The organism is Hafnia paralvei ATCC 29927, from assembly GCF_001655005.1.
In the GTDB taxonomy this organism is placed as follows: Bacteria; Pseudomonadota; Gammaproteobacteria; order Enterobacterales; family Enterobacteriaceae; genus Hafnia; species Hafnia paralvei.
In genome coordinates this window covers 45,517-61,295 of record NZ_LXET01000001.1, presented here as the reverse complement: position 1 = coordinate 61,295, position 15,779 = coordinate 45,517, and the positions used below count along the sequence as shown (strand labels likewise).

The 15,779-nt window shown below is 49.2% G+C and carries 15 protein-coding genes; 2 read left to right on the top strand and 13 right to left on the bottom strand.

Going from position 1 to position 15,779, the window contains the following annotated elements; translation table 11 throughout:
* Positions 1–289: 289 nt before the first annotated feature.
* The 10 genes from ugpQ to M988_RS00235 form a co-directional block, all read right to left on the bottom strand.
* A complete protein-coding gene (gene ugpQ, locus M988_RS00280; protein WP_008815656.1) occupies positions 290–1,033 on the bottom strand; it encodes a glycerophosphodiester phosphodiesterase in 744 nt (247 codons plus the stop codon).
* A 34-nt stretch (positions 1,034–1,067) separates the two neighbouring features.
* Positions 1,068–2,144 (bottom strand): sn-glycerol-3-phosphate import ATP-binding protein UgpC, encoded by a 1,077-nt coding sequence (locus M988_RS00275; RefSeq protein ID WP_008815657.1) that lies wholly within the window; start codon positions 2,142–2,144, stop codon positions 1,068–1,070.
* 4 nt (positions 2,145–2,148) lie between these two features.
* Positions 2,149–2,994: a sn-glycerol-3-phosphate ABC transporter permease UgpE gene (gene ugpE / locus M988_RS00270; protein WP_008815658.1), complete on the bottom strand. Its 846-nt coding sequence runs from the start codon at positions 2,992–2,994 to the stop codon at positions 2,149–2,151.
* Positions 2,991–3,878, bottom strand: a complete 888-nt coding sequence (gene ugpA, locus M988_RS00265) for a sn-glycerol-3-phosphate ABC transporter permease UgpA (RefSeq protein ID WP_008815659.1) — start codon at positions 3,876–3,878, stop codon at positions 2,991–2,993. The genes ugpE and ugpA overlap by 4 nt, the downstream gene beginning before the upstream one ends.
* An 80-nt stretch (positions 3,879–3,958) precedes the next feature.
* Complete coding sequence (gene ugpB / locus M988_RS00260; protein WP_008815660.1) at positions 3,959–5,281, bottom strand: sn-glycerol-3-phosphate ABC transporter substrate-binding protein UgpB; 1,323 nt, start codon at positions 5,279–5,281, stop codon at positions 3,959–3,961.
* A 275-nt stretch (positions 5,282–5,556) separates the two neighbouring features.
* Entirely contained in the window at positions 5,557–6,264 is a 708-nt protein-coding gene (livF, locus tag M988_RS00255) for a high-affinity branched-chain amino acid ABC transporter ATP-binding protein LivF (protein ID WP_064572446.1), read from the bottom strand.
* 45 nt (positions 6,265–6,309) lie between these two features.
* Entirely contained in the window at positions 6,310–7,080 is a 771-nt protein-coding gene (gene livG, locus M988_RS00250) for a high-affinity branched-chain amino acid ABC transporter ATP-binding protein LivG (protein WP_004090666.1), read from the bottom strand.
* Positions 7,077–8,348 (bottom strand): high-affinity branched-chain amino acid ABC transporter permease LivM, encoded by a 1,272-nt coding sequence (locus tag M988_RS00245; protein WP_039186100.1) that lies wholly within the window; start codon positions 8,346–8,348, stop codon positions 7,077–7,079. The genes livG and M988_RS00245 overlap by 4 nt, the downstream gene beginning before the upstream one ends.
* The gene (livH, locus tag M988_RS00240; RefSeq protein WP_004090669.1) at positions 8,345–9,271 is read right to left on the bottom strand and encodes a high-affinity branched-chain amino acid ABC transporter permease LivH; all 927 of its coding nucleotides are present in this window, start codon (positions 9,269–9,271) and stop codon (positions 8,345–8,347) included. Before livH ends, M988_RS00245 begins: the two co-directional genes overlap by 4 nt.
* A 297-nt stretch (positions 9,272–9,568) precedes the next feature.
* A complete protein-coding gene (locus M988_RS00235) occupies positions 9,569–10,681 on the bottom strand; it encodes a branched-chain amino acid ABC transporter substrate-binding protein (RefSeq protein ID WP_064572445.1) in 1,113 nt (370 codons plus the stop codon).
* 417 nt (positions 10,682–11,098) lie between these two features.
* Between M988_RS00235 and panM the strand changes: the two genes are divergently transcribed.
* Positions 11,099–11,512, top strand: coding sequence for an aspartate 1-decarboxylase autocleavage activator PanM (gene panM / locus M988_RS00230; RefSeq protein WP_008815664.1), 414 nt, complete (start codon positions 11,099–11,101; stop codon positions 11,510–11,512).
* Positions 11,513–11,515: 3 nt separating this feature from the next.
* On the opposite strand, the gene M988_RS00225 is transcribed toward panM, so the two are convergent.
* The 3 genes from M988_RS00225 to M988_RS00215 all read right to left on the bottom strand — a co-directional run bounded on the left by M988_RS00225 (position 11,516) and on the right by M988_RS00215 (position 15,213).
* Complete coding sequence (locus M988_RS00225) at positions 11,516–12,652, bottom strand: glycerate kinase (RefSeq protein WP_064572444.1); 1,137 nt, start codon at positions 12,650–12,652, stop codon at positions 11,516–11,518.
* 10 nt (positions 12,653–12,662) lie between these two features.
* The gene (locus tag M988_RS00220) at positions 12,663–13,931 is read right to left on the bottom strand and encodes a GntP family permease (protein ID WP_008815666.1); all 1,269 of its coding nucleotides are present in this window, start codon (positions 13,929–13,931) and stop codon (positions 12,663–12,665) included.
* Positions 13,932–14,085: 154 nt separating this feature from the next.
* Positions 14,086–15,213 (bottom strand): sugar diacid recognition domain-containing protein, encoded by a 1,128-nt coding sequence (locus M988_RS00215; protein WP_008815667.1) that lies wholly within the window; start codon positions 15,211–15,213, stop codon positions 14,086–14,088.
* A 380-nt stretch (positions 15,214–15,593) separates the two neighbouring features.
* Here M988_RS00215 and M988_RS23085 point away from each other — a divergent pair, with 380 nt between their 5' ends.
* Positions 15,594–15,773: a hypothetical protein gene (locus tag M988_RS23085; protein ID WP_248846488.1), complete on the top strand. Its 180-nt coding sequence runs from the start codon at positions 15,594–15,596 to the stop codon at positions 15,771–15,773.
* The last annotated feature ends 6 nt before the right edge of the window (positions 15,774–15,779 follow it).

Here is a 15,779-nt window from a genome sequence, read left to right as displayed (position 1 = left end):
CGTTTTCCGGCACATTACCGGACAGCCGAATGAATCATGTAGGTTAGGATTCGCCGATTGATATCGGCCAAAGAACGACGGAGGCGCAGGGATGCGCCGAATACTCGCGATTGTCGTTCGTTCCGTTAAGACCGGAATGATAGAACGAGGGTACCCACGAAGTGGGCTGGGAGGGGGTGCCTTGCTCGGACGCCTGCACAAATAATAATGTAGAAAGCCGGTGTATTAGGCGGACGAAACCTTTCACCTAGGATACATATTCTGGCGTACGCCGCCCCTCAACCAACAATCACCCAAAATCCGCTCCGATCACATCAATCCTATCAGTACAGATACAATCCACCCCCCAATCTAATAATTCGCGTGCTCGTTTTGGGCTATTCACGGTATAAACCAGGATCCGTAAACCTGCGGCTTTAATGTCGGACACACGCTCAGCGGTCAGTTCATTGTGGTCAATATGCAATGATACGCAGCCCAATCGCGTGGTCATCGCCAACCACTCTCCATCCCATTTCTCTAGCAGCAATCCCCTCGGCAGTTCTGGCACAGCTTGCTGCGCAGCCTCTAGAGACTCAACCGAAAACGACGACAGTAATGGTGCAATAGGATGCGTTGACCACAAATTCTTAGCGGCAAGCGCGATCACCCGCCCAGTTTCACTTTCTACGCCCGTGGTAGGCTTAATCTCGATATTCGCTGATAAGCCAAGCTCAAGGCAACGATCGGCCACCTGAGAAAGCAGAGGCAATGGTTCATCGCGAAACTCTCGCCCATACCATCCTCCCGCATCTAGGCTGACCAGTTTTTCCCACGGTAAATCGCCAGCAACGCCCCAACCATTGGTGGTGCGTTCTAGGTTGTCATCATGTAATAGAAAAATCTCACCGTCAGCACTCAACTTAGCATCAAACTCAATCATTTTATGGCCATACTCAGCGCCAATATCAATAGCCGCTAACGTATTTTCTGGTGCTAATTTACCACCGCCACGGTGGGCAACGATTTTTGGATAAGGCCATTTTATTGTCATGTTTTACTCCGCTACCGAGGGCTTCACTGCTCGCTTATGGTTCAATACGTAAGCCCGTCGTTATATCGAAAAAGTGTAGATTTTCATGAGGTAGCACGACCTGTAGAGAACAACCTAACTCAGGTAAATCCTGATGCGGTAATCGCAGAATCACACCATGATCCCCCCAGCGACTATGCGCCAAGTTATCAGCGCCCAATAGCTCAAGTTGATTAACCATAAACTCGCTTCCGGACTCATGCTCTGCCGCTCGACGCAGGTGCTCAGGGCGAATACCTAGCGTGAGCGTTTGACCCGCTAATGCAGAGATCGGCTGTTCGAAGCGTAGCTGTGGACCATCGTTAATCTGAAAAAACAGGCCATCTGTACTAATACAACCATCCAGCAGATTCATCGCGGGAGCGCCCATAAAGCCCGCCACAAAACGACTAGCAGGACGATGGTAGATCTCCGTTGGTGTTCCAATCTGCTCAGCAACGCCCTTATTTAGCACAATGACGCGCTGCGCTAAGGTCATCGCCTCTACCTGATCGTGAGTCACATACAGGCTGGTCGTTTTTAGACGACGGTGCAACTGCTGTAACTCAAGTCTCATCTGAACGCGCAGTTTTGCATCAAGGTTGGACAAAGGCTCATCAAACAAAAACACCGCGGGCTCGCGCACGATAGCACGCCCCATCGCCACCCGCTGACGCTGCCCGCCGGACAACTCACTAGGCTTGCGATTAAGCAGCGTCTGTAACTCCAAAATGGCTGCGACTTCCTCCACTTTGGCACGGATAAGTTCTTTGCCCAGCCCGCGAATCTTCAGCCCATAAGCCATATTGTCGAACACGCTCATGTGCGGATAAAGTGCATAGTTTTGAAACACCATTGCTACACCACGATCTTTAGGCTCTTTGTGAGTTACACGGTCATCACCAATATAAATATCACCACTCGTCGTTTCTTCTAGACCAGCAACCATGCGGAGTAAGGTCGATTTACCACAGCCGGACGGCCCCACCATAACGATAAACTCACCGTCGGCAACATCCAGATCGATACCTTTAATAATTGCGTTTTTGCCGTCATAGCTTTTGCTGACGGTCTGTAATTTTAAACGTGCCATTGTATTATTTCTCGCTATCAACCAGACCGCGGACGAACCAACGCTGCATCCCTAAGACCACCAGCAATGGCGGTAACAGAGTCATCAGCAGTGCGGCCATCACCAGTTGCCACTGCGTTGCGCTTTCTCCGCTTGAGATGGCGCTTTTAATCCCAGCTACCGCCGTTCCCATCGCCGGATCGCTCGTGATCAGCAATGGCCATAAATATTGGTTCCAACCATAAATAAACGTAATCACAAACAACGCCGCTAAATTCGTTTTAGACAGTGGGAATACCACATCGCGGAAAAACCGCATTGGACCAGCACCGTCAATGCGAGCGGCCTCCAACAGTTCATGCGGCAGCGTCATAAAGAACTGACGGAATAGGAACGTTGCCGTAGCCGAAGCCATGAGCGGCAGTGTGAGCCCAGTATAACTATCCATCAGGTTTAAATTTGCCATCACCTCAACGGTAGGAAATATACGGACCTCAACGGGCAGCATCAGGGTAATGAATATCAGCCAAAAGAATAAGTTACGCAATGGAAAGCGAAAGTAGACAATCGCAAACGCCGATAACATCGACACCGCAATTTTCCCAACAGTAATCACCAACGCCATAATAAAGCTATTCATTAACTGAATACCAAATGGCGCACCTGCGCTACCAACCCCTTGCTGCCAAACCTGCGTTATATTGTGCCAGAGCTGGGAGCCTGGAATGAGCGTCATCGGCACATCAAAGACCTGTTGCTTATCCAGCGTTGCTGCCACAAACGCCACATACAGCGGAAACAAAATCACGATCACACCCAAAATCAGCATGATATGGCAGAACATATCCAAGCCTTTACGGTTCTCAATCATTGATAACGTACCTTACGCTCAACATAGCGGAACTGAATCATAGTTAATGCAACCACAATCAACATCAATACGACCGACTGTGCCGCCGAACTGGAAAGATCTAGCCCCGCAAAGCCTTCACGATAGATTTTATAAATCAGCGTAGTGGTCGATTGTCCCGGTCCACCGCCGGTTGCTGCATCGATAACCGGAAACGTATCGAAAAACGCATAGACCAAATTGACCACCAGCAGGAAGAAACTCACTGGAGAAATCAGGGGAAGGACAATATGAAAGAAACGCCGAATCGGCCCTGCGCCATCAATGGCAGCAGCCTCAAGCAGCGACTTGGGGACTGACTGTAGCGCCGCAAGGAAAAACAGGAAATTGTAGCTCACCTGTTTCCAGACTGAAGCCAGAACTACCAGAAACATCGCCTGTCCGCTATTTTGGGCATGGTTCCAGCTATAGCCCATCACACCGAGAAAGTGCGAAACCAAACCCAGCCCAGGGTTAAAGAGAAACATCCACAACACAGCAGCGATTGTGGGAGCCACGGCATAGGGCAGAATGAACAAAGTTTGATAGAAACGGCGGCCCCGTAAAATATGATTTACCAACGCCGCAAAAAATAGCGACAGTACTAGGCCAAAAAATGTCACCAAACCGCTAAACCACAACGTGGTGCGAAACGCGCTTAAGTAGTAGGGATCATGCCATAGAGTGATAAAATTCTGCCAACCAACAAACTCGCTGGAAAGACCAAAAGGATCGAGGCTCTGCACCGAATACCACAGTGCTTCGCCTGCGGGCCACAAGAAGAAAATGGCGGTGATCAAAAGCTGCGGAGCAACCAGCGCATAGGGCAACCAGCTGCGTTTAAATGCGGGAGTTCGGGAACTCATAACACCTCAAATTTGCTACAGAGTACAGATACCTCACCAACCGCCCTTTGGGTTGAACGGCTGGAGAGGTAGAACCGATATTACTTAGCTGATTTTTCAAAACGCTCTAGCAGTTGATTGCCACGCGATACCGCTTCATCCAGCGCTTGCTGTGGCGTTTTCTTACCTGTCCATACGCCTTCCAACTCTTCATCCACCACGGTACGAATTTGCGGCATATTGCCTAGGCGAACACCTTTAGTGAAGGCTAATGGCGGCTTATTTAGCATTTGGCGAGTCGCAACGTCAGCGCCCGGATTTTTGTCGTAAAAACCCTGCTGTTTAGTCAACTCATAGGCTGCGGTCGTAATGGGCAGGTAGCCCGTTTTCTGGTGCCACTCGGCGGCAATTTCTGGTTTAGCCAAGAACTGGAAGAACTCAGCTACGCCCTTGTAGGTTTCAGGTTTTTTACCGTTCATCACCCACAGACTAGCCCCACCGATAATTGCATTTTGCGGGGCATTTTTAGCATCAGCGTCATACGGCATGAAAGCCACGCCATAGTTGAATTTTGCATACTGTTTGATATTGGCCAGCGAGCCAGAAGAGCCCGTCATCATGCCGCAGTCACCGTTATAGAATTTAGCGGTTGGCTCATCTTTACGGCCAAAGTAGCTAAAATCGCCTTTTTTGAGCATGTCTGACAGCAGCTGAATATGCTTAACCTGTAATGGCTGGTTAAACTCTAAACGCGCTGACGGGCCACCAAATCCGTTGTTTTCGGTAGCAAAAGGAACACCATTCCACGCACTAAAGTTTTCTAACTGCACCCAGCCTTGCCAACCTGACGCATAGCCACAACTCATACCGCTTGCGCGTAGCTTAGCCGCATCGGTAGCCAGCTCCTGCCAAGTTTTTGGTGGCTCATCAGGATTTAAACCCGCTTTCTTAAAGGCATCTTTGTTGTAATACAGAACGGGTGTAGAACTGTTGAACGGCTGGGAAAGGAGTTGGCCCGTGGCGTTGTCGGCGTAGTAGCCCGCCACAGTGGGAACAAACTGGGATTCATCAAAAGGGATACCGGCCTCTTTAAATACCTGATACACAGGCTTCACGGCCTGTTTAGCTTGCATCATGGTTGCAGTGCCGACCTCATACACCTGCAAAATAGCGGGCGCCTTACCCGCACGGAAAGCAGCAATCCCGGCGGCGAGACTTTGTTCATAATCACCTTTATAGACGGGTACAATCTTGTACTCATCTTGTGATTGGTTAAAACGCTGCGCAAGACTATCAACTTCCGTGCCTAGCTCGGCTTCCATCGAGTGCCAAAATGGAATTTCAGTCACCGCTAATGCAGGTGCACTGAAGCAAAATATCACTGCTAAACTGCACATGCTGCGCTTTATTGTCATATTCATCATGCCAAATCCCCGTCAAATGAGTGTTATCACCGTAAACGTTGAGTGATAAAGAACGTCTTATTTTCGGGATGTACCATGACATGCGCGTATGACAGAAAAATAACCAGTAGATGAAGGAATTATGACGAAAGAATGACGCAGGGCACGCGACGCGTTAGTTAGATAAAGAAACTATAGCGGCCTAAATATCAGCGAGTTAGGAAGGGATACAAAACATTATCTCCCTTTGAATTATCACAAATAGTGGCATCCATGCCGCTATCATCATGACAGGCTTAACCGCCTAAATAAGCACTACGCACTGCGCTATTAGCCAGAAGAGCTGTCCCGCTATCTTCCAGCACAACATGACCGTTCTCCAACACATAGCCTCGATCCGCCAACTTAAGCGCCTGATTGGCATTTTGCTCTACGAGAAAGATCGTCATGCCTTCTTCGCGCAGCTGTTGGATGGTATCGAAAATTTGCAGAATGATGATAGGTGCCAGCCCCAGAGACGGCTCATCCAGCAGTAATAACTTAGGCTGACTCATCAGAGCGCGACCTATCGCTAGCATCTGCTGTTCTCCACCGGACATGGTTCCTGCGCGCTGAACACGGCGCTCATGTAGACGGGGAAATAAATCGTAAACTCGAGCGATACGTTCTTGATACTGATGACGATCGGCGAAAAATCCCCCCATCGCCAAATTTTCTTCCACGGTCATACGCGAAAATACGCGGCGGCCTTCCGGCACAATAGCAATCGCCTCACGCATGATGCGTGCGGTTTGCCAATCGGTAATATCCTGCCCAAGAAAGTTGATACGGCCTGCGGTAGCTCGAGGTTCGCCGCATAGCGTTCCCAGCAGCGTGGTTTTTCCTGCGCCGTTAGCACCAATCAGCGTCACAATTTCACCCTGCTGAATATGGATGCTAACGTTATGCAGCGCCTGAATTTTTCCGTAGTGGGCTGAGACGTTTTCTAATGTCAGCATGAACATGGCCCTCGTTCAACATGACAACGGGAGTAGTTAAATAGCATAGATTTACGCCTCTCCTAGATAAGCACGGATAACATCAGGATTATTGCGTACCTCTTCCGGCGAGCCTTGCGCCAACGGCGTCCCCTGATTAACCACGTAAATCCGATCGGAAATATCCATCACCAGCTTCATATCGTGTTCAATCAACAGCACCGAAACCTGATGATGACGGCGTAAGTCAGCGATGAGTTCGTTGAGTTCATCGGTTTCTTTTGGATTAAGACCGGCCGCTGGCTCGTCTAGCATCAGCAGCTCAGGCCGTGTCACCATGCACCGTGCAATCTCCAATCGCCGCTGCTGACCATAGGCCAAATTACCCGCCTGACGATTGGCAAACTCCAACAATCCAACACGCTCTAACCATACCGCGGCACGTTCCAATGCATCGGCTTCCGCGCGGCGGAATTTAGGCGTTTTCAGTAGACCGGCAAACACACCGCTTTTGAGATGCTGATGCTGCGCCACCAACAGGTTTTCCACTACCGTCATCTCTTTGAAGAGGCGTACATGTTGGAAAGTGCGCACCACCCCCATACGAGCGATTTGCTGCCCTGCAAGCCCAGCTAATTCGCGATCGCGCAGTTTTATCGAGCCACTTGTCGGGCGATAGAAACCGGTCAGACAGTTAAATACCGTCGTTTTTCCCGCCCCGTTAGGGCCGATAAGAGAGACGATTTCCCCCTGATTGAGTATCAGAGCTACATTATTCACGGCGAGGAGGCCGCCAAACCGCATACAGAGATTGTTCACCAGCAACAGAGGTTGTGTGCTCATACCTGCCCTCCTTTGCGTGTGGCAAATTTCAGCTGAGGGCGTTTCATCGGCAGTAATCCTTGCGGACGCCAAATCATCATCAGCACCATTAATGCGCCCAGTAATAACATGCTGTATTCATTCAGATCGCGCATCAGTTCGCGAGAAACTACCAAAATAACCGCAGCAAGAATCACCGCAAACTGTGAACCCATACCACCAAGCACGACAATCGCCAGTACAAAAGCCGATTCGACAAAGGTGAAAGATTCTGGGCTAACAAACCCTTGTCGTGCAGCAAACAACGTTCCAGCAAAACCGGCAAACGCCGCGCTGATGGTGAACGCCGTCAGCTTGATACGCGTTGGGCTTAAGCCTAATGAACGGCAGGCAATTTCGTCTTCTCGTAGCGCTTCCCACGCCCGCCCAAGCGGCATGCGCAGTAACCGGTTAATCACAAACAGCGTGATAACCACCAGCAACAGCGCCACCAAATACAAGAAGATGATGCGATCGCTTGGGTCGTATTTGAGGCCAAAGAATTCGTGGAATGAGCCCCATCCTCCGTCACGTACACTACGGTTGAATTCCAAGCCAAAGAAAGTAGGTTTTGGAATTTGGCTAATACCGTTGGGTCCGCCGGTAATTTCCGTATTATTCAGCAGCAGGATACGTACAATTTCACCAAAACCGAGCGTCACAATGGCCAAATAGTCACCACGCAGACGCAATACCGGAAAACCTAACAGTAACCCAAAGGCGGCGGCAACAATGCCCGCAATTGGCAAGCTCTCCCAAAAACCAATTCCGTAATAATGGTTAAGCAACGCGTAGGTATAAGCACCGATGGCGTAGAAACCACCGTATCCCAGAACTAACAAGCCAGACAGGCCGACAACGACGTTTAGCCCCAGTCCAAGCATCACGTAGATAAGCGTCAGCGTGGCAATATCTACGGTTCCACGCGATACCACAAACGGCCACACCACTGCCGCAATAAGAATAAGCATCAGCACCAGTTTTTGTTTTGGCGTTGAGCCATCTAAGCTTGGCAGCACCAGAGTGGGGCCTGACACTTTTTTCAGCCCCTGCTGAATCAGCGGACGCATCAATTGGAAGAAAAAGACCACCACACAGCCCACAGCAATCCATTCCCAACGTATAGAATCTGCCATATTGACGACCAGATGGGTGCCATCTAGCCCGAGTTGGACGCCCATGATAAACGATGCCAACACGAACATGGTGATGGTCGAAATAATCGCATTAACCAGATTGAGCTGTTTCATACTTTCTCAACCTCCGGCCGCCCCAAGATACCGGTAGGCATCACCAGTAGCACCACAATCAGTAACGCAAATGACACGACATCTTTATATTCAGTGCTGAGGTAAGCGGAAGTCAGCGCTTCTGCTACGCCGAGGATCAATCCGCCGATCATCGCCCCAGGAATACTGCCGATCCCGCCTAATACCGCCGCAGTAAAGGCTTTCATCCCCGCCATAAAACCGATGTATGGATTGATAACGCCGTAGAACTGACCGAGCAGTACACCCGCCACAGCCGCCATTGCTGCACCAATAACAAAAGTAAGGGAGATCACGCGATCGGTGCTAATGCCGAGCAGACTCGCCATTTTCAGATCTTCTGCACAGGCACGGCAGGCGCGCCCCATCCGCGAATAGCGGATAAACAGCGTTAGCGCCAACATCGCAAGAAACGTTACGACCCAGATGATGATCTGCATAGTGGAAATACTGGCGGAGAAACCATTACTTTCACCTAATGTCCATTGCCCAGTCACTAGACGCGGCAATGCCAGATCGCGCGAGCCCTGCGTTAGGCTGACGTAGTTTTGCAAAAAAATGGACATTCCGATGGCAGAAATTAGCGCAATCAGACGCTTTGAAGAACGTACGGGCTTATAAGCAACGCGCTCAATACTCCAGCCGTAGGCGCTCGTGATCACAATAGCGACGATAAAAGCCGCGCCAATCAATAGCCAGCTAGCATCAATGCCCAGCATCATCAGCGCCGCAATAACAATAAAGGAGACATAGCTGCCGATCATATATACCTCGCCGTGGGCGAAGTTGATCATGCCGATAATGCCGTAAACCATGGTGTAACCAATGGCGATCAGCGCGTAGGTGCTCCCCAGCGTAACGCCGTTGAACATCTGCTGAATGAAATAGAGAAACTGTTCTGACATACCCTATCCTCATACCACATAAGGGCTTAGTGATGATGTTACAACGCTGTTCTAATCCCGCACGCCAAAACCTTGGAGTAAGGTTTCGTCCACCTATTTATCGCGCATTCATCGATAACTTAGGCGTATGGGCAAAGACCGCGCGCGAGTGGTCTCCGCACTCGCATGCTTTATTCGAGATGCCATTTTCGCTCTGGGTCAACATGCGCCATGTTTGGCACTTCCGACCCTCACGCCGACACAGCGTCGGCGTGGCGTATTCAACTAAGGCATCAACGAAAATAAGAACCGTCAGAACTATTTAACCGACGTAGATGAGCCGTCGGCATGCCATTCGAAAATACCGAATTCGAAGCCTTTCAGGTCGCCTTTATCATCCCAGCTCAATGGCCCCATAACGGTATCAACCGGCTGAGACTTCAGGTTTTTAATGATATCAGCGGGTTCTTCGCTTTTGCTGCGCTCCATTCCGGTAGTCAGAGATTGCAATGCTGCGTAGGTGGTCCAAACAAATGGCCCTGTCGGATCCAGTTTTTTGGCTTTCAGCGAGTCTACGATAGCTTTGTTAGCGGGAACCTGATCGTAACGCTGTGGCAGCGTCACCAGCATGCCTTCAGATGCATCGCCCGCGATGTTAGATAGTGATGAGTTACCCACACCTTCTGGCCCCATAAATTTAGCTTTCAGACCCGCTTGTTTGGCCTGACGCAAAATCTGTCCCATTTCTGGGTAGTAGCCGCCGAAGTAGACAAAATCCACGTTATCTTTTTTCAGCTTCGCAACCAGCGTAGAGAAGTCTTTGTCGCCAGCGGTAATACCCTCAAACAGCACTGGTTTTACATTGGATTTCTCCAACGCATCTTTAACCGAACGTGCCAGACCTTCGCCATACTGCTGTTTATCGTGCACCACGGCGATACGCTGTGGCTTAATGGTATTCAGGATATATTTCGCCGCGGTTGGCCCCTGATCAGAATCCAGCCCCGTCGTACGCATGATCAGTTTATAGCCACGCGTGGTCAGATCGGCATTGGTCGCCGCAGGCGTAATCATCAAAACGCCTTCATCTTCATAGATATCGGAAGCAGGCTGAGTCGAAGAGGAGCACAGGTGTCCGATAACATAACGGATACCGTCGTTAATCACTTTGTTGGCAATCGCGACTGCTTGTTTTGGATCACAGGCATCGTCATATTCCACACCAACTAGCTTATCGCCGTTCACGCCACCTTTGGCGTTGATATCCGCAATGGCCTGCTTAGCCCCGGTAAACTCCATATCGCCATACTGTGCAACCGGGCCAGACATCGCGCCAACAATCGCCACTTTAATGTCCTTCGCCATAACACTGCTGCTCATGGCTAACGCAATACAGCCAGTCAGAAAAACCTTACCCTTATTGATACTCATCTGCTCATCCCCGCCTGTCGTTGTGTTTATTGTGTTTGCTTTAGCGCGCAATCAAGCAACATATTATTAACAAATAACATTTTTACGCATAAGAAATAATGAATTATGTGATTGCACAGCAATATTTTCTAATAAGACTTTATTTTTCATATCATTAAACAGGAGATTTATTCTGCAAATCAAATCAGATAGCTAGAAACAAGCGGTGTAAACAGCACAAAAATCGGAGTAAAGCGGCAGAGTTTGTCACTAGGCAAGCACGTTCATCTGTTAAACAATTCATTTACTAATTTTTTACTCTGAAAATTGCAGATCGACAAAAATAATCAGCTCAAATTTTGTACACTAAAAGTTACACCGCCAATGAATACAGATCACTTACAATGCTTATCAATTATTCTCGGCAGAAGATAAAACATGAAACTGACTATTGAGCGCTTGATGGCCTTAAATCCAGACGATATTCGTGACTTGGGAAAAGTGTGGCCTGAACAGCAGCCGGAGATATGGCAGGCTTGGTTAGATGACGGTCATGCCCTATTTGCTGCACGTTTTAACGATCGGCTTCTAGGTGCAGTCAAGGTATGTGCCGATCGGCAAAAAGGATTCGCCACGCTACATGACCTGTGCGTGCGAGAAGTCACGCGCCGTCGAGGGGTTGGACTGTACTTAGTGGAAGATACGATGCGCCAACTACCAGAAATTAATGTCTGGCAGCTGGCGGCGAGTGAAGTCCCTGGTGTTGGACTTGAAGAAATGAATGCGTTTATGGCCGCCTGTGGTTTTAATTTTTGTGAACTCAATAGCGGCGAACAAGGCTGGCAGAATTAAAAATCAGCCGCGCCCCATCTTCCAAACCGCCGCGACATTGCGTGCTGTAACATGCACGTTTTCTCGGGCGCCTTCTAGTGCTTCAGGCAACGTTTGGATGCGGTTTAGTACTGAAAATACCGCGTCCAAGCCATGCTGATGTACAACGCTATAATCTGGCGTCATGCCTCCAGCGATAGCGATAACCGGAATATCGTAACGCTTAGCGACTCGCGCCACTCCAACAGGCGTTTTTCCATGGATAGTTTGGCTATCGATGCGCCCCTCACCGGTGATCACCAAGTCGGCCCCTTGTACCGCATCGGCCAGCTTTAATGCTTCGGTGACGATTTCAATGCCCGGCTGTAAGCGTGCGTTAAGCAAGCCAAACAGCGCCGCCCCCATACCACCTGCGGCACCCGCTCCAGCCACATTTAGCACCGATTTTCCGGTTGCCAGCTCGATCTTCTCACCATAATGCTGCAAAGCGGCATCTAGCAGTTTAACCCGCTCTGGCGTTGCGCCTTTTTGTGGGCCAAATACCGCCGACGCACCTTTCGCTCCGCACAGAGGGTTATCAACATCACAGGCCACCAAAATATCGGTCTGTGCTAAACGAGCATCCAATTGGCTAAGGTCAACGCTGGCTAACTGAGCAAGCGCCGCGCCACCAACATGAAGCTCTTTGCCATCGATATCATGAAAATGTGCGCCCAACGCTTGCATCATGCCCGCACCGCCATCATTGGTGGCGCTACCGCCAATACCGAGAATAATTTTGCGCGCCCCGTGATTAAGCGCCGCTAGAATCAGTTCTCCGGTACCAAAACTGGTGGTGACCAGCGGATTACGTTGCTCGGGCGCGACCAAATGCAACCCCGACGCGGCGGCCATTTCAATCACTGCGGTTTCACCATCGCCCATCCAGCCAAAGAAGCCATTAACCGGCAGCCCTAAAGGACCGGTTACATTCACATGCACTCGCTCTCCACCGGTCGCTGCAACCATTGATTCCACAGTGCCTTCCCCCCCATCAGCCATCGGCAGCTTGATGTATTCAGCCTGCGGGAATATTTCGCTAAAACCCTGTTCAATGGCCTCGGCAACCTGCATAGCGCTAAGGCTTTCTTTAAATGAATCAGGAGCAATCACAATTTTCATGCGTACCTCGTTAACCCGCTAAATTAAACACACCAAACATCATGGTAGAAACAAAGGCGATCATCAGACCCACGGCGGTTTCATAAGGCAGCAGCTTCAAACGCTCATGCACCTGCATGTTGACGCTACCGCCGGTTGCGTGGAAGAAGCTGCCGTGTGGCATGTGGTCGAGTACCGTTGCGCCTGCGTGAATCATCGCCGCACCCGCCAGAGCCGAAATCCCCATACCAATCAGCGTGGAGCTAAATACTGCGGAAGCCACTGCGGTACCAGCAGTCGTGGATGCCGTCGCCATCGACATCAAGGCCCCTGAAATGGGTGCCAGCAGATACGAAGGCATACCAGAAGCCGTCAAGCCTGTAATCAGCACATCTTTCAGACCTGAATTAGCAATAATCCCCGCCAGCGTACCGGTGCCGAGCAGCATAATTGCTACCGGAGCCATACGCGATAAACCGGAAACCATGTACTGGTTAGTATGTTTCCATTGCCCCATAACCACCGCACCAATTAAGCCCCCCACAGGTAATGCAACTAATGGGTCAATGGCAATGCCAGCAATTGGACGTAGCGCCAACAGGATAATAGCGACTAAAGGAGCGGCGATCGCCGCGCCAAAGGCTGGCAGCGCAGCGTCATGTTTACCGACAACCAACTCATGAGCTTCAACTTTTGAGCCACGATGCTTCAGACGTTTAGCCAGAAAATAAGCCAGTACCAAACCAAACAGACCAGGGATAATGCCTGCCACCATCAATGAGGTTAAAGGTACGTGGAAACTGTCTGCCGCCGCGATAGTGTTAGGGTTTGGCGACATCACGTTGCCCGCTTTACCGCCGCCAATCATCGCCAGCAGAATCGCCATTTTGGAAATATCAGCACGATGGGCAATCGCTAAAGCGATTGGAGAAACGGTGATAACCGCCACATCAATAAACACACCGACGGCGGTCAGCAGCATAGTCGCGACTGCCAGCGCCAACAGCGCACGCTTCTCGCCCACTTTACGTACAATAGTTTCAGCGATGGTATTCGCTGCGCCAGACTCAATCAGCACGCCCGCGAGAATACCTGCACCCAAAATACGTAATACGGCGTTGGTGATACCCTGAGCACCGGTGATCATAAGACTGATTGTTTGAATGAGGTCAGCTCCGCCAACCAAACCGCCCGCTAAAGCACCAGCAATCATGCCGTAAGCAGGTGGAACCTTGCGTAAAATAAGCACGATGGATACAACCAGTGCCACTATTGCGCCTAGAGCAGAAACCGTTGTCATTATTCACTCCTGCCTTGATTCATTATTATTGTGAGATCGTCTAAGACGAATGTAGGTACAAGGAGGCATTATGAGGAGACAAAGAAAAATAGCTTGAGGCGAATCACCAGAAAATCGACGGTTAGAACCTGCATTTTTTGTAGGATGCTACAAATCAGCGATAAATCTGCATGCCAATATACAACTGAAGAATAGAGTTTAATTCATTGATTTTTAAAGACGTTATGTCTTCAATCTTCTGTAGGCGGTAGCGAAGGGTGTTAACGTGGATATGCAGCTGTTTTGACGTTTGAGACAGATCACAATTCTGTACAAAATAGCAGCGCAGAGTGTGACATAGAACACCCTTAGCATCAGCCTGACGTAATGCCTGCCACGCGAGCCCCAGTTCTTCGGCCTGCCAGCTGTCTGCAAATCCATTTAATAACACCGGTAAAAAATGGTCTCGATAATATAAAACGGCCTGATTCAGCTTTTGACGTTGCGCCATCTCCTGCAAAGCCTGAGCACTCAGGTAAGAACGGCGCACACCATCATCCCCAGCAAATAGGCCACCAACGTAGATATTTACATGAAAGCGCGACTGTAGTTGCACATGCAGTTTACGCAGACCTTTTTTGATTGCCGCATCATTATCGTCACTACGACTTATATTGAGCGGCAGCAAGACAACGATACGATCGAAGCCATGCATCATCACCAACGTCTCATGGTTATGGTTGCTGAGCGTTTCTAATAACTCACGCTGGCGAATATGTTCCTGCTCATGAAGGCTAACAATCAATGCAATCCGCGGTAAGGACAGATCTAATCCAAGATATGCCGCCATTGACGCCATCGATGCAACGCTACCGCGCTCCATAATCAGCTGAGAAGCGAGTTGCTCACGATAGCGTTTTTCCCACTGGTTTTGCTCCAGCATTTCTGCCTGCTCAAGGATAAGCTCCGCAGCCATGCGAACAAGTTCAGCATACGCCTGCACTTTTTCTGGCTCGCCGGAAATCCCGATCACCCCCACCATTCTCTGCCGAAATATAATGGGCAAATTAATTCCCGGCTTCACGCCTTTAAGCCTGCTGGCCACTGCATCATCAATGATCACCATCCGATTCTCGGTGAGCGCCAAAACCGCCCCCTCATGGCGCTGATGCAAGCGGCTCGGGTCACCTGAAGCAATGATGACTCCGTGCTCGTTCATCACGTTCACAGAATAGTCAATGATGCTCATCGCACGAGAAACGATCTGACGCGCGGTATCTTCCTTAAGGTAACTGTTTGGCATGGGGCTTCATTGGTTAAGAGGGAACACAGATCAATGTAGCGGATAGTGTGGTCGCGATGCAAAGACTGAAATGATAAACACCGACTATAAATATTCATTATTTATATATTCTCAAAAGTCATTCGTTACCGAATTAATATCAACAACCAATCTATTATTTATATAAGTTAAATAATATTTTCGAGCAAGGTAATATATAAATAATTTTAAACAAATAAGAGCGTATTACTATCGATATCCTATCAAGATAAAGTAGTATTATTATCAGCAAGACAATACATATCACCGAATCCATATATATGGAAAACCTATCAATACAAAAAATAAATTAACAAAACAGGTTTAACACAGAATTAAAAAATGATTAAGGATATATTTTTATGGAAAAGACAGGGCTGTATTTTTCTTGCAAAATTGGCAACCTTCCTTCAGAAGCATTTGACGTTGCTGAATTCTTACTGGATGAAGGACTCTCCCAGCTATTCACGCTCACGCTAAAAGTCGTAAGCAAACGAGACGATTTTGACCCCGATGCCCAGCTTCTGCAAAAGCCTCATTAACAGTCA